This is a genomic window from Elusimicrobiota bacterium (assembly GCA_016180815.1).
Classification (GTDB): domain Bacteria; phylum Elusimicrobiota; class Elusimicrobia; order JACQPE01; family JACQPE01; genus JACPAN01.
The window spans coordinates 192,560-209,332 of the sequence record JACPAN010000015.1 but is presented as its reverse complement, the minus strand read 5'-3'; the positions used below and the strand labels follow the sequence as shown (position 1 = coordinate 209,332).

At 56.1% G+C, this 16,773-nt stretch carries 18 protein-coding genes; 14 read left to right on the top strand and 4 right to left on the bottom strand.

Going from position 1 to position 16,773, the window contains the following annotated elements:
* Nucleotides 1-5 precede the first annotated feature (5 nt).
* From HYT79_08930 to HYT79_08910, 5 genes are read left to right on the top strand one after another with little or no spacing between them, the layout of a single operon-like run.
* Entirely contained in the window at nucleotides 6-1,385 is a 1,380-nt protein-coding gene (locus HYT79_08930; GenBank protein ID MBI2070712.1) for a pyridoxal-phosphate dependent enzyme, read from the top strand.
* Between the two features lie 5 nt (nucleotides 1,386-1,390).
* A complete protein-coding gene (locus tag HYT79_08925) occupies nucleotides 1,391-2,587 on the top strand; it encodes a cystathionine gamma-synthase (protein MBI2070711.1) in 1,197 nt (398 codons plus the stop codon).
* Between the two features lie 31 nt (nucleotides 2,588-2,618).
* Nucleotides 2,619-3,050 carry a 50S ribosomal protein L13 gene (rplM, locus tag HYT79_08920; protein ID MBI2070710.1) on the top strand — a complete coding sequence of 144 codons (432 nt, stop codon included), beginning with the start codon at nucleotides 2,619-2,621 and terminating at the stop codon, nucleotides 3,048-3,050.
* On the top strand, nucleotides 3,019-3,438 hold the full coding sequence (gene rpsI / locus HYT79_08915) for a 30S ribosomal protein S9 (GenBank protein ID MBI2070709.1): 420 nt from the start codon (nucleotides 3,019-3,021) through the stop codon (nucleotides 3,436-3,438). Before rplM ends, rpsI begins: the two co-directional genes overlap by 32 nt.
* 17 nt (nucleotides 3,439-3,455) lie before the next feature.
* The gene (locus tag HYT79_08910; protein ID MBI2070708.1) at nucleotides 3,456-4,667 is read left to right on the top strand and encodes an aminotransferase class I/II-fold pyridoxal phosphate-dependent enzyme; all 1,212 of its coding nucleotides are present in this window, start codon (nucleotides 3,456-3,458) and stop codon (nucleotides 4,665-4,667) included.
* Here HYT79_08910 and HYT79_08905 read toward each other — a convergent pair.
* Nucleotides 4,656-5,561 carry a M48 family metalloprotease gene (locus tag HYT79_08905; protein MBI2070707.1) on the bottom strand — a complete coding sequence of 302 codons (906 nt, stop codon included), beginning with the start codon at nucleotides 5,559-5,561 and terminating at the stop codon, nucleotides 4,656-4,658. The two genes, HYT79_08910 and HYT79_08905, sit on opposite strands and share 12 nt — an antisense overlap.
* A gap of 73 nt (nucleotides 5,562-5,634) precedes the next feature.
* Here HYT79_08905 and HYT79_08900 point away from each other — a divergent pair, with 73 nt between their 5' ends.
* The 3 genes from HYT79_08900 to HYT79_08890 are packed head-to-tail and all read left to right on the top strand — an operon-like array spanning nucleotide 5,635 to nucleotide 7,973.
* Nucleotides 5,635-6,075, top strand: coding sequence for an archease (locus HYT79_08900; GenBank protein MBI2070706.1), 441 nt, complete (start codon nucleotides 5,635-5,637; stop codon nucleotides 6,073-6,075).
* Nucleotides 6,076-6,082: 7 nt separating this feature from the next.
* Nucleotides 6,083-7,519 carry an RtcB family protein gene (locus HYT79_08895; protein MBI2070705.1) on the top strand — a complete coding sequence of 479 codons (1,437 nt, stop codon included), beginning with the start codon at nucleotides 6,083-6,085 and terminating at the stop codon, nucleotides 7,517-7,519.
* 1 nt (nucleotide 7,520) lies between these two features.
* A complete protein-coding gene (locus HYT79_08890) occupies nucleotides 7,521-7,973 on the top strand; it encodes a hypothetical protein (GenBank protein MBI2070704.1) in 453 nt (150 codons plus the stop codon).
* On the opposite strand, the gene HYT79_08885 is transcribed toward HYT79_08890, so the two are convergent.
* Complete coding sequence (locus HYT79_08885; protein ID MBI2070703.1) at nucleotides 7,950-8,405, bottom strand: EVE domain-containing protein; 456 nt, start codon at nucleotides 8,403-8,405, stop codon at nucleotides 7,950-7,952. The two genes, HYT79_08890 and HYT79_08885, sit on opposite strands and share 24 nt — an antisense overlap.
* A gap of 32 nt (nucleotides 8,406-8,437) precedes the next feature.
* On the opposite strand from HYT79_08885, the gene HYT79_08880 reads away from it, so the two are divergent.
* Nucleotides 8,438-9,625, top strand: coding sequence for an FIST C-terminal domain-containing protein (locus tag HYT79_08880; protein MBI2070702.1), 1,188 nt, complete (start codon nucleotides 8,438-8,440; stop codon nucleotides 9,623-9,625).
* Here the strand turns inward: HYT79_08880 and HYT79_08875 are convergent.
* Both HYT79_08875 and HYT79_08870 read right to left on the bottom strand, forming a co-directional pair.
* Nucleotides 9,622-9,861, bottom strand: coding sequence for a zf-HC2 domain-containing protein (locus HYT79_08875; GenBank protein MBI2070701.1), 240 nt, complete (start codon nucleotides 9,859-9,861; stop codon nucleotides 9,622-9,624). The genes HYT79_08880 and HYT79_08875 overlap by 4 nt on opposite strands.
* On the bottom strand, nucleotides 9,861-10,439 hold the full coding sequence (locus HYT79_08870) for a sigma-70 family RNA polymerase sigma factor (GenBank protein ID MBI2070700.1): 579 nt from the start codon (nucleotides 10,437-10,439) through the stop codon (nucleotides 9,861-9,863). Before HYT79_08870 ends, HYT79_08875 begins: the two co-directional genes overlap by 1 nt.
* A gap of 56 nt (nucleotides 10,440-10,495) precedes the next feature.
* Between HYT79_08870 and HYT79_08865 the strand changes: the two genes are divergently transcribed.
* The 5 genes from HYT79_08865 to HYT79_08845 are packed head-to-tail and all read left to right on the top strand — an operon-like array spanning nucleotide 10,496 to nucleotide 16,726.
* The gene (locus HYT79_08865) at nucleotides 10,496-11,482 is read left to right on the top strand and encodes an inorganic phosphate transporter (GenBank protein ID MBI2070699.1); all 987 of its coding nucleotides are present in this window, start codon (nucleotides 10,496-10,498) and stop codon (nucleotides 11,480-11,482) included.
* Between the two features lie 9 nt (nucleotides 11,483-11,491).
* Nucleotides 11,492-14,101: a methyltransferase domain-containing protein gene (locus HYT79_08860; GenBank protein MBI2070698.1), complete on the top strand. Its 2,610-nt coding sequence runs from the start codon at nucleotides 11,492-11,494 to the stop codon at nucleotides 14,099-14,101.
* Nucleotides 14,092-14,769 (top strand): TIGR04283 family arsenosugar biosynthesis glycosyltransferase, encoded by a 678-nt coding sequence (locus HYT79_08855; protein ID MBI2070697.1) that lies wholly within the window; start codon nucleotides 14,092-14,094, stop codon nucleotides 14,767-14,769. Before HYT79_08860 ends, HYT79_08855 begins: the two co-directional genes overlap by 10 nt.
* Nucleotides 14,766-16,205, top strand: a complete 1,440-nt coding sequence (locus HYT79_08850) for a TIGR04282 family arsenosugar biosynthesis glycosyltransferase (protein ID MBI2070696.1) — start codon at nucleotides 14,766-14,768, stop codon at nucleotides 16,203-16,205. Before HYT79_08855 ends, HYT79_08850 begins: the two co-directional genes overlap by 4 nt.
* Nucleotides 16,202-16,726 carry a hypothetical protein gene (locus HYT79_08845; GenBank protein ID MBI2070695.1) on the top strand — a complete coding sequence of 175 codons (525 nt, stop codon included), beginning with the start codon at nucleotides 16,202-16,204 and terminating at the stop codon, nucleotides 16,724-16,726. The genes HYT79_08850 and HYT79_08845 overlap by 4 nt, the downstream gene beginning before the upstream one ends.
* The last annotated feature ends 47 nt before the right edge of the window (nucleotides 16,727-16,773 follow it).

Here is a 16,773-nt window from a genome sequence, read left to right as displayed (position 1 = left end):
CACCCATGGCCATCTACAACAATATCCTTGAAGCCGTGGGCCGCACCCCGCTGGTCAAAATCAACCGCATGGCTGCGCGCTTTAAAAATTCCATCTACGTCAAATGCGATTTCTTAAACCCCGGCGGCTCGGTCAAAGACCGCATCGCCATGACCATGATCGAAGCGGCCGAACGGGAAGGCAAGCTCAAGCCGGGCGCTACGATTATCGAAGGAACCAGCGGCAACACCGGATTCGGTTTGGCCTTGGTCGGGGCCGTGCGCGGGTACAAAATGATTTTCACGATCACGGACAAGCAATCCCGGGAAAAAATCAACATGATGCGCGCCTTGGGCGCCGAAGTCATCGTCTGCCCCACGGCCGTTGCTCCGGAGGATCCTCGCAGTTACTACTCCGTGGCCAAAAAACTCGCCCAGGAAATCCCAGGCGCCTTTTATCCCAATCAATACGAAAACCCGGCCAATCCCCAAGCCCATCTCGAAACCACGGGCCCGGAAATCTGGGACGATTCCAACGGCCGGATCACGCATTTTGTCTGCGGCATGGGCACCGGCGGCACGATTTCCGGGGTCGGCAAATACCTGAAAAAAAAGAACCCAAAAGTCAAAATCATCGGCGTGGACGCGGTGGGCAGCCTATACCTGGAATATTTCAAAACCGGACGCATGGGCGCGGCCCATCCTTACGTGGTCGAGGGCATCGGGGAAGACATCATGCCCGGAACCATGGACTTTAAAATCGTCGACGACGTGATCCAAGTGACGGATAAAGACTGCTTTGTCACGGCCCGGCGCCTGGCCCGCGAGGAGGGAATTTTCACCGGCGGCTCCGGCGGGGGCGCGGTCTGGGCCGCCATGCACTTATCCAAAACATTGACGGAGAAAGATTTTGTCGCGGCTTTTTTGCCGGACACGGGCATGCGCTATCTGTCCAAAATTTTCAACGACGACTGGATGCGGGAAAACCGCTATTGGACGTCGGAAAACATCATCACCGCCGGCGAAATCCTGCGGCGCAAAAAATTCGAGGAAATGGTGTTCGCCGAACCCAAAGAAAGCGCGATCGCCGTATGGAAACGAATGAGCCAGAAGGATATTTCTCAATTACCCGTCATCGAAGGGGGCCAGATTATCGGCTCAGTATCCGATGACAGCCTGACCAAACTGGCCATGAACGGCAAAGATTTAAAATCCGTCGTTATCCGCGAGGTGATGGGGCCGCCCCTGCCCGTGGTGACCGAGGGGACGTTCGTGGATGAGCTCTACAAAGTCCTCACCACCAGCACGCCGGCGGTTTTGGTGAAAACCAATAACGGCAAATCCGGCGTCATCACTAAATACGACGTCATTCACGCGCTCTATCAGAATCTGGAAGGCGAGGGCTAAGCGCAGTGCCGCCAACAAAGACGAACCGCCGAGGCGGCGGTTCCCGGGAACAAAACCCCGCGACGCTGTGCGTGCACGCCGGAGCCCATCCCGATCCCTTGACCGGAGCGGTGATGGCCCCGGTTTATTTCACCTCCACCTACGCTCAGGAAGCGCCGGGCAAACACAAGGGCTACGAATACTCCCGCACCAAAAACCCGACACGGGACCGCTTGGAGCAGGCACTCGCCGCCCTCGAAGGAGCCAAAGAAGCTGCGGCCTTTGCCAGCGGTTTGGCGGCTGAAGACGCTGTTTTCCGGCTTTTGCGCCCGGGCGATCATATCGTGGTCTGCCGCGATCTCTACGGCGGCACATTTCGGCTCATGCGCCGGGTTTGGGAAAACTACGGGCTCAAGTTTCAATTTGTCGACACCACGAATACTAAAACAGCCCTGGCCGCGATCACCCCGAAAACGCGCATGCTCTGGATTGAAACGCCCTCAAATCCGCTGCTGTCCATCACGGATATAGCGGCCGTAACCGAAGGCGCCAAAAAACGCGTCCCCAACATCCTCGTTTGCGTCGACAACACCTTTGCCACGCCCATTCTGCAGAAGCCTTTAAAACACGGCGCTGATATCGTTATTCACTCTACGACCAAATACATCGGCGGCCACTCGGACATTATCGGCGGGGCGGTGATGACGGCCCGGCCGGAGATCAGCCAGGAAATCCGTTTTCTTCAAAACGCGGCCGGCGCTGTGCCCGGGCCCATGGATTGCTTCCTGGTTTTGCGCGGCATCAAAACCTTGGCCCTGCGCATGAACAAACACTGCGCCAATGCCGCGGCCGTCGCTCAATGTCTGAGCCGTCACAACAACGTGCGCCGGGTCGATTACCCCGGGCTTCCCGCTCACCCGAATCATCTCATCGCCAACAAACAAATGTCCGGATTCGGCGGCATGGTCAGCTTTGATATCCAGGGCGATGCCCGGCGCGCGCAGCGTTTTTTTGCGGCCTTGAAACTCATCACGGTCGGAGAGTCTTTAGGCGGCGTCGAATCTTTGGCCTGCTACCCCTGGGTCATGACGCATGCCTCCATTCCGGAAGAACAACGCCGCAAAGCCGGGGTCACGGAAACCCTGATCCGCCTGTCCGTGGGCATCGAAGACCCGGACGATCTCATCGAAGACCTGGAACAGGCCCTGCGCGCCTCCCGATAAAAACAAAAAAAATGATAAAATGCTTGCTGCTATGAAAACCGTTTTTCCCGACGTCGGCAAATTAAGCGCAACCCGCGTTTGGCATCTGTTGGACGCCAAAGACAAGGTGCTCGGCCGCTTAGCCAGCAAAGCCGCGGTGCTGTTGATGGGCAAACACAAGCCCACCTGGAGCCCGCATTTGGATTGCGGCGATTTTGTGGTGGTCACCAATGCGGCTCAAATCCGCTTAACCGGCAAAAAAATCCTTCAAAAGCAGTATTTCAGTCATTCCGGGTATCCGGACGGCATGAAAATCACCCCCGTCAAAAAACTTTTATCCGACCATCCCGAGCGCGTGATGGAATTTGCGGTCAAACGCATGCTCCCCAAAACCTCGCTCGGCCGCCTGATGATGAGGCGCCTTAAGATCTACGCAGGAGACAAACATCCCCATGGAAACCACAAACCCCAAAACAACAACTAACGACACTCTGCTGACGGTGGGCAAGCGCAAAACGTCCATTGCCAAGGTCTGGCTCACGCCCAAAGGCGAAGGCCAATTCATGATCAACGGCAAAACCATGGAAGGCTATTTCCAAAATCATCCCTGGCAGAAAGCGTCGGCGGTCAAACCCTTGGTCGTGGCCAAGATGGACAAAGCCGATGTGCAAGCCAGAGTCGTGGGCGGCGGCGTCACCGGCCAGGCGGACGCCATCCGTTTGGGCATCGCCCGCGCCATCGCCAAGATTGACCCGAAATTAAGAAAACTCATGCGTGATCAGGGTCTGCTGACCCGCGATTCCAGAATCGTCGAACGTAAAAAACCCGGCCAACCCAAGGCCAGGAAGCGCTTCCAGTTCTCCAAGCGCTGATACGGCGCTCAGCGTCCGTGTCTCCGGTTAAACCGTCAAAAGCGCTCTCCAACCTACCCCCTTATCTATTCGTTCATTTGCTGGAGCTTAAGCGCCAGGCAAAAGAGTTGGGCCGGGACATCATTGATCTGGGCATGGGCAATCCGGATATTCCCACCCCGCCTCATATCGTTGAAGCCCTCGCCCAGGCGGTTCGCGATCCGTCCACGCACCGCTACCCCATCGGCCGGGGAACTCCTGAATTTTTATCCGCGGCCGCGGCTTATTACAAAAAACGCTTCAATGCCGTCGTCGACCCTTCGACCGAAGCCGTGGCGTTGGTCGGCTCCAAAGAAGGGATTGGTCATACGTTCATGGCTTTGGCTGATCCCGGCGACACCGTGATTGTGCCAACCCCCGCTTATCCCGCGCATGTCAACGCCCCGTACATTTCCCGGACAAAACCTTATTGGGCGGTGTTGAGTGAAGACAATGGTTACCTGATGGATTTCGGAAAAATCCCGGCTTCTGTGCTGCGTAAAGCGCGGCTCATGGTTTTAAATTACCCCAACAACCCAACCGGCGCCGTTGTCGAGAACAAATCTTATTTGAAAGACGCCTTGAAGCTCGCCGCCAAATACGGCTTCCTCATCCTCTACGACAATCCTTACAGCGATATTTGTTTCGACGGTTACCGCGCGCCGTCCATTCTGGAATTATCAGGCGCTAAAAAATATGCCGTGGAATTTAACTCCCTGTCGAAAACCTATTCCATGGCCGGCTGGCGCATCGGCTATGCCCTGGGCAATGCCCAGGCGATCGGATACCTGGCCAAATTCAAAGGGTTCATCGATTATGGGGTGCCCACGTTCATTCAACGCGCCGCGATCGCGGCTCTGGAAAACGGGGGGGAAGAAGAAACAGCCAAAATTTACGAGCGCCGGCGCAATGCCTTCCTGCGGGCCGCCCGCGAAAACGCGGGCTGGGACATCCCAAAAGTCAAAGCCTCGATGTATTTATGGACGAAAATCCCGGCCTGGTCCAAGACAAAAAAATCATTCGATTTCGTCAAGAATTTGCTGCTTCAAACCGGGGTTTGCCTGTCACCGGGCACGGGCTTCGGCCAAGCCGGAGAAGGCTATGTCCGCATCTCTCTGGTGGAAAGCGAAGAGCGCCTAGCCGAAGCCGCGCGGCGCATCAGCTCTCTAAAAACCCTCCGGAATAAAGAAACCGCCGCGTCAGCGGTCTAAGCGCCCGACCCCCCCGCAGCTGTAAACGGGATTCCCCAAATCATCGACAAAATACTGGGGGCAAACCTCTTCACCGTCATCCGCCGCACCCTGATTCAAATGCTCTAACGCTCGTTCCGTCGCCGCGCTTGATTCCTCGATCATGCGCCGCCGCTCCTCTTCTTCGCGGCGGCGGCGCTCGGCAAACTCGCGCGCCCTGGCGGCTCTGACTTCCGGATCAGGATGGCACCGGTCCCGTCCCAACGTTCCAAAAAGAATCGAACATTCTTCCAATTTGAACTCCGATAAACCCATAGTTTCCATCGCCTGATCATCGGCCTCCTGCTCATGCGTATTACAGAGCTCTACGAATTCGTCGGTTTCACTGAAACGCCGCACCGCTTCTTTTGAGCCGCCGAGACGAGACACGCCCCCGCGGCGCCTGATCCAGCGCATTGTTGCCGCCAGCATTTTGTCGAAATGCTCCTTGTTGATATGCCCCAACTCATGCGCGATCACGCAAGCCGCCTGATCAACATTCCCGGCGACTTCATAAAAAGCCTCGGCCACGTGCACCTCCGGAAAAAACCGGCAGGTTCCATCTAATGTCCCGCATCCCTCCTCGGCCGCCATCGCCGCGGCCGCGGAATTCTTAACGGCCCTTTGCCCGTGCAAATATTTGATCTGGGCGATCGTAAATGCAGGGAGCCGGTCATAAAGCTTCTCAGGGATACAAGCCCGGGCATCGGGGGTTTCCGGCGGCCAAGCGCAAACCCCGCATTCATTAATTACTTCCCCGGCGACCTGAGACGGCCCTCCGTAAACCTCGGCGCAAAAATCCTCCATGGTCGCCATTTCCAAAGCCCAAAGAAACGGGCCTGATAATAAAATCAAAAGAAAAACGCTTGTTTTCATCGTTATTTATAGGATACCCCCATTTTCCCCGGGCCTCCAGGTCAGCCTCAACGATAATTTCAATAATAGATTGATGCCCAAAACGCCGAATACCGCCAACGGCCGGTTCCGCTTCACCGAACATACCTCGGAAATCGGGATTGAGATTGAAGCCCCTGATCTCAACGCGTTCTTTCAAACGGCAGGGTACGGCCTGATCAAGCTCGTCCTGCCTCAAACGCCGCAAGGCGGCCGGGTGGCCGAAAAAACAGCGGCGCTCCGGGCCGAAACAACGGAAGAGCTTCTGGTGGCTTGGCTCAATGAAGTTGTTTTTTGGATTCAAACCCAACGCTTTGTTGCGCAAAATTTCGACTTAAGCGCCGATCAAAACGGAACCGCGCTGGCGGTTCGCGCCAAAGGCAAAAGCTTCGACCGCCTGCCCCTGGTCCTTGAAGTGAAAGCAGCCACTTATCAACGATTAAAAATCATACGGTCAAAAAACACGGTCAAAACTACGGTAATCCTGGACATATAATAAAAACATGCCCGGCCTCAAAAAAATCGACGAATTCCGCTGGGAGTTGCCCCGCCAAGGAGCCATGCGCGTGCCGGGAATCATCTACGCCTCGGAATCCATGCTGCCTAAAATCCTGACGGACAAAGCTTCGGAGCAAGTCGCTAATGTCGCGACCTTGCCCGGAATCGTCGGACAATCGCTGGCCATGCCGGATGTTCATTGGGGCTACGGTTTCCCGGTCGGGGGCGTCGCGGCCACGGACTTAAAAGAAGGCGTCATTTCACCCGGCGGCATCGGTTTTGATATTTCCTGCGGCGTCCGCCTCTTGCGTTCCGAGTTGAACGTGGATGAGGTCCGGCCGAAACTTGAACCCCTGATGGACGCACTTTTTCACGCCGTGCCCAGCGGCGTGGGCTCAACCGGAAAAATCAAATTGAAGGACAAGGAGATGCGCCGGGTCCTGGAACACGGCGCAGTCTGGGCCATCGAGCAAGGATACGGCTGGCCAGAAGATCAGGACACCATTGAAGACAACGGCCGGCTGCCGGGCGCAGACCCCGGCATCGTGTCCGATCGCGCCATCGAGCGCGGCAGCGATCAATTGGGCACGCTAGGCAGCGGCAATCACTTTTTGGAAATTCAATGGATCGATGAAATTTATGATGACGCCGTCGCCCAGATTTTTGGGCTTTTTAAAAATCAAATCGTCATTTTGATCCATACGGGATCGCGCGGCTGCGGCTATCAAATCTGCGATGATTTTTTGAAAACCATGCAGCGCGCCGCTGAAAAATATCAAATCAAGCTCCCGGACAAGCAATTAGCCAGCGCGCCGCTGTCCTCCCCGGAAGGCAAGGATTATTTCGCGGCCATGTGCGCGGGCGCCAATTTCGCTCGCGCCAACCGCCAAACCATCACGCACTGGACCCGCGAAACCTTTGAAAAAATGTTCGGACGCACGGCCCGGGAATTAGGATTGAGCGTGCTTTACGATGTCTGCCACAATATCGGCAAAATCGAAGAGCATCAAATCAACGGGAAAAAAATCAAGGTTTGCGTGCACCGCAAAGGAGCCACGCGCGCTTTTCCCGCCGGGCACCCCGAGGTGCCGGAGAAATACCGCTCCGTGGGCCAGCCCGTGCTGTTGCCCGGCTCCATGGGAACGGCAAGCTATGTTTTAGTCGGCACCGAGCAGGCCATGGCGGAAACATTCGGCACCACGGCGCACGGCGCCGGGCGGGCCATGAGCCGGGTTCAAGCCGCCAAACGGATTCAAGGACGGCAATTGCAACAGGATTTAAAAGCGCAAGGCATTATCGTGCGCACCGATTCTTATAAAGGTTTGGCCGAAGAAGCGCCGTTCGCCTATAAAGACGTTTCCGAAGTCGTGGAGGTCTGCCACGGCGCCGGGCTTTCAAAAAAAGTCGCGCGAATGCGCCCGTTAGGCGTGGTCAAAGGCTGACATGGATATCTCTCTGTGGTGCGCCGGCGCTTATTCGACTCTGTTGACGGCTTTTTGCTTTACCAGCGCCACTCTGCCCTCGATCCCCAGCGCAGAACAAACCGCAACCAATACGCTGCTCTCCGGCATTGTCAGCGGGCAATACGCCGGGGAAGCCGTGGCTGATTCTCTCGAGAATATCCCGATCCTGAATTTACTTCCCTTGGAAGCCTTATCCCTGGAGGATGAATTCGCCCATATGATTCAAAAAGAAAGCGCGCGTTATGCCAGAAGCCTGGTTAATGAAGAACTCGGCCATCTTGGCCTGGGCCATTCGCTGGCTTTGCCCGGGCCAATGGCTCCACCGTCCCATCAACATTCACACGCGCGATCCGCAAAAAGCCAAAGACGGGTGCGCCTGTCCACGCGTATTTCCACCCGGCGCCTGGGCCTATCCCTGATTTTTCGCTTTTAAAACAACGGCCCATTCATCCGGCGACACGGGCTGAACCGACAAGCGGCCCCTTTTCAAAAGAACCATATTCTTCAAAGCCGGGATCCGCTTGATTTCTTCAAGCGTCAACGCTTCGGCGAATTTTTGGACGAAGGCGATGGCCACCTGAAACCAACGCGGATTTGCGGGCGCCGAACCGGGGTCATAACGCTCGTTCCGGGGGTCAAATTGCGTCGGGTCCGGCTCAGCGGTTCGAATAACCTTGGCGATGCCGGCGACGGCCTGCGGCCGGCAGCTCGAATGATAAAACAAAAGCAAATCGCCCTTGTTCATTTCCTTAAGGTAATTTCTCGCCTGATAATTGCGCACCCCGTCCCAAACGCCCGTTTGGTCGCGCGCCAAATCGTCGATGGAGTATTCGTCGGGCTCCGACTTGACCAGCCAATAACGCATCGCTTCTCATTTTCCGATAAAATACTGCGGCAATGAAATGGCTGTCCTTAGTCTGCGAAGACCGCCCCGCGCCCAAAGCGCTTGAAACCTGCATCCGACAAACAAGGGAAGCGGCCGGCGATTCTCCGGATTTGAGCCTTTTATTTGTGAACACGGCCGCGGAAGAGGAAACCGAGCGCCTTCTGGAAACGGCCAAAAAATTGCTCGCGCCAAAAACCCTGCTGGGCTGCTCAGCATCCGGCATCATCGGCGGCGGCCAGGAAATCGAGGATCGTCCGGCCGTGGGCTTGATCTGCGCCTGGCTGCCCGGCGTGCGGGTGTTCCCCTTCCGGCTCACTCAAAAAGATTTGCCGAGCCCGGATGATCCGCCTAAGGCCTGGTCCCAGCTCATCGGCGTCATGAACGACCGCGCCATGCGCGCCAATTTCATTCTTCTCTCCGATCCTTTTTCCATCAACCCGGAAACCTTAGCCCAGGGCCTTGATTACGCCTACCCCGGCTCCGTCAAAATCGGAGGATTGGCCAGCAGGGGCCGGCGGCCCGGAGAAAACGCGCTTTTCCTCGATCGCGAATCCCGGCCGGCGGGCGCGGTCGGCGTCGCCTTAACCGGCAATCTGGTGGTTGATCCCATCGTAGCCCAAGGCTGCCGCCCGGTTGGGCGGCCTTATAAAGTCACGCAATGCGAAGATAATGTCTTGGCCGAACTCGACGACCGGCGCATCCCTGAAATTTTTGAAGAGCTCTTCGCCTCTTTATCCGAAAAAGACCGCGAATTAGCCGGGCACTCCCTGTTTTTGGGGATTCTCAACAACCCGCTCAAAGCCATCAGCTCGGCCAAGGATTACCTGATCAGAAACCTGATCGGCTTTGATCCGGAGCGCGGGCTGTTGTCGGTCAGCGCCCTGCTCCGGCCCGGGCAAATCATCCAATTTCATATCCGGGATAAAGAAACATCCGCCAAAGATTTACAGCGCCATTTAGAAGAATATAAGAATAGAAATCCCGGAATCAAACCCGAAGGCGCGCTGTTATTCTCCTGCACCGGCCGGGGTCGCGGCCTTTACGGCCGCCCCAATCACGACAGCGAAATCTTCGCCGATAAAATGGGCCCTCTGGCGCTGGGAGGGTTCTTCGCCAACGGCGAAATCGGGCCCGTGGACAACGCCACCCATATCCACGGCTACACGTCCTGCTTCGGCCTATTCCGGCCGACGCATTAATTTAATCGGGACAGGATACGGCCGGTCAAACGGCCGGCCTGGGCGGAAAGGTCGCGGCTGTCGGCGGCGGCTTTAAACGCCCGGCCGATTAAACGGATTTCCCGGGCATAGCGCGTGCAATATCTGCAAATCAAATAATGCGCGCGCACCAAAAAACGCTTGAACCCCCTCAGAGTCTCAATTTCTCCGCTGGCAACCAAACGGGTCACTTCACGGCAGCTCGGCATGCCCAACATCAACCGTTCATTGTTCCTTCCAGGCACTCCCTCAATTTGTTTCTGGCCCGAAAAAGAAGCACCCCTAAATAAGTGGGGGAAATACCCAACATATTACAGATGTGCTCCGTGCTTTGACGCTCCCCTTCCTTCAAATAGAACGCGGCCCGCTCCTTGATGCCCAAACCCCCGGCGCAATCGTTGATCATCCGGCCCAATTCGCTGATCCGGGCCTCGTCTTCAGGCCCCTTGGGCGGACGCGTCCAATGGCCCCGGCTGTCAAACCGGCTGTCCACGATTTTTTCGATTTCATCGGTTGTTTCCTCGCGGCCTTGCCGCCGCCTCAATTCCAAAGCTTTATTGTAAAGAATCCCGAACAAATACGTTTTGACCTGAGAACGCCCCTCAAAACGCTCCAGCGCGCTCAAAAAAGCGACAAATGTGTCTTGAACCAACTCCTCGGCTTCACTCGGAGGGAACCCCAAACCCAAAGCTCCGGCCAATAACGCCGGCGTATGCATCTCCACCAAACGGCTCAAGGCCTCGGGCCTACGGCTTTTAATATCCTCGAAACTGGGCTCCGTTATTTTGGGCATCATAAAATGAAGTGTAATATTCTACCCATTGAACGCACATATTACTGCGCACTCATTGGATGTCTATGAATTTGATTTCTATTTTTGGGATTTCCGGCGCCATCATCCTGGCCTTTGCCAACGGCGCCAATGATATTTCAAAATCAGTCGCCACCTTAGTGGGCAGCGGGGAGTCGGATTACAAAAAAGCGGTGCTTCTTGTGTCTTTGGCCGCTGCTGCAGGCGCGACTATAGCCTCCGGTTGGGCCGTTAAAATGACTTTGCTGTTCACCAAAGGCATGCTCTCTCCTCAAGTAGCGGTCAATCAGCTCTTCGCCTTGGCGGTTCTAGGCGGCGCCATCGGTTGGGTTTTATTCGCCTCAAAAACCGGCCTTCCCGTGTCCACAACGCATTCGATCGTGGGTTCTGTGGTTCTCACCGGCCTTTATGCCTTCGGCTTCGACAACGTGTTGTGGGCCGGCGTCACCAAAAAAATAGTCTTGCCCTTGTTGATCTCGCCCATCGCCGCATTCGGCCTGGGCGTGGTGATTTTTCGCTTTCTTTATTGGCTTTGCGAACGGCAATACTGCATCAATTGTCATTGGGCCCATTGGATGAGCGCCATCTCGTCAGGATTTGCCCGGGGTTTAAACGACACCCCGAAAATTGCGGCCTTAGGGATGGTTTTTTATCATGTGATCGATCCCAATGTTCACATTGCGCCCAAATGGTTCTTCTTGATCCTGGCCTTGGCTAATGCCGCGGGCAGCGTCATCATGGGACTTAAAGTAACCGAAACCCTGGCGCATCAAGTGACGCGCATGAATCATTTGGAGGGATTCGCCGCCAATCTGGCCACATCCGCGATGGTCATGGCCACGGCCGTCAAGGGTTTTCCGGTTTCAACCACGCATGTCTCGGGCTCCGCCATCATGGGCATGGGCCTGCAAAAAGGCGGCCTCAACTGGAAAACAGCCGGGGGAATTGTCGCGGCTTGGCTCGTTACCGTGCCCATAGCAGGCGCCATCGGCGTCGGGTGCTATTGGCTGTTAAACAAAATCGTATAGAGGAGGGTTATGTCGCTGCAAATTCCGGAACTCAAAGACTCGCTTGTCCTTCACCGCAGCCGCCTTGATTCGTTCGAGCGCGAGGGGATTCATTTTTTCATCGACGGCGGAGCGCCCAATTGGATAGCGGTCGATCAACGCGGCGCCCGGCTGCTCGAGTGGGTCGACGGCCGCAAAACCCTTGGGGAAATTTTCCGGCTCTATAACGAACAATTCGTCTCGGACGCGGCTAAAGCCTGGCGCGATCTTCATGTGTTTGTTCGCCAGGCCATGGCCAAGGGCATGCTCCACGCCGCCGCCCAAACCGCGCCGCCTTATCCGGGGCGCGGCGAAGCGCTTGAACCGAAAACGCTCAACGAACTCTGGATTCATTTGCTGCAAACCTGCAACCTGGCCTGTAGCCATTGCCTGGTGTCCTCAGGTCCCGGCGGCGAGAAGGGGCTCGGCCGCGATTTTTATTTGGGCCTGATCGACCAAGGCTTTGATCTGGGCGTTCGGCGCTTCTACTTTACGGGCGGCGAACCCTTTATCCGGGAGGATATTTTCGATTTAATCCGCTATACCACCGAGGACAAAAAAGCGCAGCTGATGGTGTTGACCAACGCCACGCTGTTTTCTGGGCCTAGGCTCGAGGCGCTCAAAACCCTCGACCGCGAACGCCTGAATTTCCAAGTGAGCTTAGACGGCTGCCGCCCGGAAACGAACGATCCCATTCGCGGAGCCGGCGTCTTCGCCAAAGCCTCGGCCGGCTTAAAAACATTAAACGAACTCGGGTTTGCAACATCGCTGACCGCGGCCGTCACCAAATCCAATGTCCGCGACCTTGAACAATTGCCCAAGCTCGCCAAGGAGCTCGGCGCCAAGTCCGTGCATTTGATGTGGCTGCACAAACGCGGGCGCATTCTGGAAACCGACGGGTCCGCGGCTTTCCCTACGCATGCCGAACTCGCGCACTTAGCGCGCACCGTCAAAGCCGCATCCAAAGAATTGGGCGTTATTGTCGACAATGCCGAGTCCTTTGCCCTGCGCGTCAACGGACTGCCGGGCGTCAAATACGACTTGGGCAATTGCTGCTGGGAAAGCCTCTGCGTGTATATGGACGGCAAAGTTTATCCCTCGGCGGCCATGGCCGGTTATCCGGCCTTAGCCTTAGGCGACGCCGAAAAAGAACCGCTTCGAAAAATTTGGATGGAGAGCCCCGTCGCCCGCGCGTTTCGCAACGCCACGGTCGGACAGAAAAAATCACTCAGCGGCCATCCCTTCCGCTTCCTGACCGGAGGCGGGGATATCGAACACAGTTATTTCTTTGACCAAGCCGGGGTACCCGCGAAGCGGGTCGGCGCGGAAATGGTTGGAGCTCGGCAGAGCGGAAACGACAGCGCCAACGGACATGAAGGCAGCCTGATGGGTGAAGACCCCTACCATGAACTCTATGTGGAGTTGATGAAAGACGCGATGTTTGACCTGGCCTCAACGAAAAAAGCCGCGCTCAATTTAAAATCAGGATTCAATCCTCCCGTCATTTACCATGCCATGGGCGAGGGTCAAATCGCCTCCAGCCAAGACGCCGCGCTCTGGCTTGATCCCGACGGCGCCGCCGTGAAGGTCAAGCTCACGCATTCCAATTGCGTGCTGTCCTTCGACGTGGAAAAGCCTTACAAAATCATTCAAAACTTCTACGGCAAAGCAGCCCTCGCCCCGCAGAAAGAGCTCTGCTGTCCGGTCAAGTACGACGAGAGCGAAGTCGGGCATATCCCCAGAGAGGTTCTCGATCGTTTTTACGGCTGCGGCTCGCCGGTCACCCAGGCCGGGCTCAAGGCCGGTGAAACCATGCTGGATTTGGGCTCGGGCGCGGGCATCGACTGCTTCATCGCCGCCAAAAAAGTCGGGCCCACGGGCCGCGTCATCGGCGTGGACATGACCCAGGAAATGCTCACCGTGGCCCGGCAATGCAAAAACGACGTGGCCGCTGTCTTAGGATACGACGTCGTGGAATTTCGCGACGGCTATCTGGAAAATATCCCGGCTGAGACCGCGAGCGTGGACCTGGTCACGTCTAATTGCGTGATCAATCTCTCGCCGGACAAAAATAAAGTCTTCGCCGAAATCTGGCGCGTTCTAAAGGATACGGGCCGCATGGTTGTCGCGGATATTGTCGCCGACCGGCCGGTGCCTTTAGCCTTGGCCGCGCATCAAGACCTATGGGGGGAATGCATTTCCGGCTCGCTTTCTGAGGAGGAATTTTTGACTGCGCTGGAGCGAGCGGGTTTTTACGGCATCCGAATCCTCAAAAAAACGTTCTGGAAAGAAGTGAAGGCCTATCAATTCCATTCGCTCACGGTGCAAGCTTTCAAATTCGAAAAAAAAGCCGGCTGCCGGTTTATGGGGCAGCAAGCCGTGTACCTGGGCCCTTATAAAGCGGCCATGGATGAAGAAGGGCATTTGTTCCCCAGAGGAGAATCCATCGAAATCTGCACGGACACCGCGGCCAAGCTGCGCTCCGGCGCTTACGCCGGACAGTTTTTGGTGTATGAGTCCGACGGCTCACAAGCGCCGGCAGCCTTGCCCATGGCCGTTGCCGCGAATGACGGTTGTTGCGAAGGCGGGGCATGCTGCTAAGCGTCATTGTCCCGACTTTTAACGAAGCCGAGATCTTGCCCGGACTTTTAGCGCATTTGCGCGCCACCGCAACATCAGCCGTTGAAATCATCGTGGCCGATGGTCAAAGCAAGGATTCCACGCTTGACGCCGCCCAATTCCTGGCCGACAGAACCGTCTCCGCTCAACGCCCGCGCGCCCGGCAAATGCATGAAGGCGCGCTCGCGGCCAAAGGCGATCTCTTTCTTTTTCTGCATGCGGACACTTTATTGCCCGATGATTGGCAAAACATTCTCCTTGAGGCTTGGTCCAACGGCCATCATCACTCAGCCACGGCCTTCGAGATCGGGTTCGACGCGCAAGGCTGGCCGTATCGCCTCATCGAGGCTGCGGCGCGCTGGCGCCGGAGCCTGACCGGCGTTCCGCACGGGGACCAGGCCATTGCCGTCAGCCGTGAACATTATTTCGAGGCCGGAGGATTCCCGGAGATGCCGCTGATGGAAGAATACGCGCTGGTCGGCAAACTCAAACATCTCGGGCCCGTGCACGTTCTGCCCCAACAAGTCCGCACCTCCAAACGCCGCCATGAAAAAAACGGCCCCCTTCTCAATGGCCTGAAAAACAACGCCATCATCGCCTGTTATTATCTGGGACTGCCGCCCGAACTTTTAGCCAAAATATACCGATGAACAAAATCGTTATTTTCGTCAAAGCCCCGGTGCCCGGACAGGTCAAAACACGGCTTTGTCCGCCCTTGTCAAACCGGGAAGCGGCCGCTTTGTATAAAGCCCTGGCCAAAGACGCTTTGTCCGCGGCCCGCTCCGTGCCCTTAACCCAAGTTGATGTGGCCTATGATCCTTGGCCGCCGCATATTGAACCCGTATGGATGAGCGATGACCGGCCGGATTTTTTCCCTCAACAGGGCTCCGATTTAGGCGAACGCCTCTCCCATGCCGCGCAGCACGCGTTTTCTTCGGGCGCCTCAAAAGTCGTGATCATCGGCTCGGACTCGCCTCGCCTCAGCGCCGATCATTTGACGCACGCCTTCGAACTGTTGGACCGGCATGACATTGTTCTAGGCCCGGCTCATGACGGCGGCTACTATTTAATCGGCCTTTGCCGTCCGGTCCCGGAGGTTTTTGAAAACATCCCCTGGTCCACGCCCCGGGTTTTTGAAGAAACCCTCTCGCGCCTGCGTTTCTTGAACCTCGAGCCCGGGCTTTTAAACAAACTCGGCGACATCGACACAGCCGAGGATTTAAAGCGCCTCTTGGATTTCGCGCGCCATCATAACGGCGGCCTGATTCATACGCGGCCGATACTCGAGGCTTTGGGCAAAGGAAGCCTAAAACTCTGGGGCGCGCCCATCGCTTTGCTCTTGGCCGTGTTTCTGGCCGCTCAAGCAATATTCGCGTTGACACCGCTCGGCCGCACCCTGTCGATCGATTCATTTTCCGGGGCAACGGAGCCCGACGGTCTCCCTAAAAACTGGAAGCCCCTCGTATTTAAAAAAATACCGCGCCGCACCGCGTACTCGCTTGTCGAAGAAAACGGCGATTACTTCGTCATGGCTCAAAGCTCGTTCTCAGCCTCGGCCATTCTAAAGGAAGTTCAAGCCAGCCCCAAGGATTACCCCATGTTGCGCTGGCGCTGGAAAATCGAGCGCGTCCTGGAGAAAGCCGATGCCCGCAAAAAAAGCGGTGACGATTATGCGGCGCGGATTTACGTGGCTTTTCGCTACGACCCCAAAAACGCCTCCGCCTGGCAGCGGGCCAAATATGGCGTCGCTAAATCCCTGTACGGCCATTACCCGCCCCACGCCGCCTTAAATTATATCTGGGACAATAAACTTCCCATCGGCGCGGCCGTGGATAATCCTTACACGAACCGGACAAAAATGATCGCCGTGGAAAGCGGTCCGGAGAATGTGGGAAAATGGCGAACCGAAGAACGCAATATTTACGATGATTACAAACGGCTTTTCGGAGAGGATCCTCCGGATATCGCTTTTATCGCTCTGATGACGGACACGGACAATACCGGAGAAACGGCCAGCGCCTATTTCGACGATATTTCGTTGGCCGCGCCGGATAACGCCCACGAAAAACAAAAGGAGATCCCATGAACAAAAAACCAGCCGCCCTGATCGTTTCGATGATTTTGACCACGGGTTTCGCCGTCGCGGAACACCCCACGGAACACCCGACCGGCCAAACGCATGAGCACCCGGCAAGCCACGAAAGCCATGAACATCCGGAGGGGCACGAGCACCCGGCCGGATCAACCGGCTGGAAAAAACAGATGTACGGGGAATACAACGACTTCGTCAAAACGCATGTCAAAACCAAATCCGCCAAAGGCTCCTTCAAAATCAAAGACGCCAAACTCAACAAGGAATGGCGGCTTAAGCTGGTGCGCATCCATACGAACAAAATCGTCCATTTAGGCGGCGATTCGTTTTTCGCTTGCGCGGATTTCAAGTCCGCGCTCAAAGGCGACAAAAACACCGTGGACCTGGACTTTTACGCCACGAAAACAGAGAGCGGCTGGATCATGGATAAAGTCGTCATTCACAAAGTCAACGGCAAGCCACGCTTCACCTACAACAGCAACAACAAAATGGTCCCGCTTCAAGAGAAAAAATGAACAAACGCCATGGATACGTTGAAGCCGACGGAAAACCCCGGGGCAAA

What these genes read in the sequence shown, in the direction of transcription:
- HYT79_08930 (MBI2070712.1), top strand. Translation starts at nt 6, where the DNA reads ATGGCCATCTACAACAATATCCTTGAAGCCGTGGGCCGCACCCCGCTG.
- HYT79_08885 (MBI2070703.1), bottom strand. Translation starts at nt 8,405, where the DNA reads ATGCGTTATTGGCTGGTCAAGTCGGAGCCCGACGAATACTCCATCGAC.
- HYT79_08895 (MBI2070705.1), top strand. Translation starts at nt 6,083, where the DNA reads ATGCCCGGCCTCAAAAAAATCGACGAATTCCGCTGGGAGTTGCCCCGC.
- HYT79_08845 (MBI2070695.1), top strand. Translation starts at nt 16,202, where the DNA reads ATGAACAAAAAACCAGCCGCCCTGATCGTTTCGATGATTTTGACCACG.
- HYT79_08905 (MBI2070707.1), bottom strand. Translation starts at nt 5,561, where the DNA reads ATGAAAACAAGCGTTTTTCTTTTGATTTTATTATCAGGCCCGTTTCTT.
- HYT79_08890 (MBI2070704.1), top strand. Translation starts at nt 7,521, where the DNA reads ATGGATATCTCTCTGTGGTGCGCCGGCGCTTATTCGACTCTGTTGACG.
- HYT79_08850 (MBI2070696.1), top strand. Translation starts at nt 14,766, where the DNA reads ATGAACAAAATCGTTATTTTCGTCAAAGCCCCGGTGCCCGGACAGGTC.
- HYT79_08900 (MBI2070706.1), top strand. Translation starts at nt 5,635, where the DNA reads ATGCCCAAAACGCCGAATACCGCCAACGGCCGGTTCCGCTTCACCGAA.
- HYT79_08880 (MBI2070702.1), top strand. Translation starts at nt 8,438, where the DNA reads ATGAAATGGCTGTCCTTAGTCTGCGAAGACCGCCCCGCGCCCAAAGCG.
- HYT79_08855 (MBI2070697.1), top strand. Translation starts at nt 14,092, where the DNA reads ATGCTGCTAAGCGTCATTGTCCCGACTTTTAACGAAGCCGAGATCTTG.
- HYT79_08860 (MBI2070698.1), top strand. Translation starts at nt 11,492, where the DNA reads ATGTCGCTGCAAATTCCGGAACTCAAAGACTCGCTTGTCCTTCACCGC.
- rpsI (MBI2070709.1), top strand. Translation starts at nt 3,019, where the DNA reads ATGGAAACCACAAACCCCAAAACAACAACTAACGACACTCTGCTGACG.
- rplM (MBI2070710.1), top strand. Translation starts at nt 2,619, where the DNA reads ATGAAAACCGTTTTTCCCGACGTCGGCAAATTAAGCGCAACCCGCGTT.
- HYT79_08865 (MBI2070699.1), top strand. Translation starts at nt 10,496, where the DNA reads ATGTCTATGAATTTGATTTCTATTTTTGGGATTTCCGGCGCCATCATC.
- HYT79_08875 (MBI2070701.1), bottom strand. Translation starts at nt 9,861, where the DNA reads ATGTTGGGCATGCCGAGCTGCCGTGAAGTGACCCGTTTGGTTGCCAGC.
- HYT79_08870 (MBI2070700.1), bottom strand. Translation starts at nt 10,439, where the DNA reads ATGATGCCCAAAATAACGGAGCCCAGTTTCGAGGATATTAAAAGCCGT.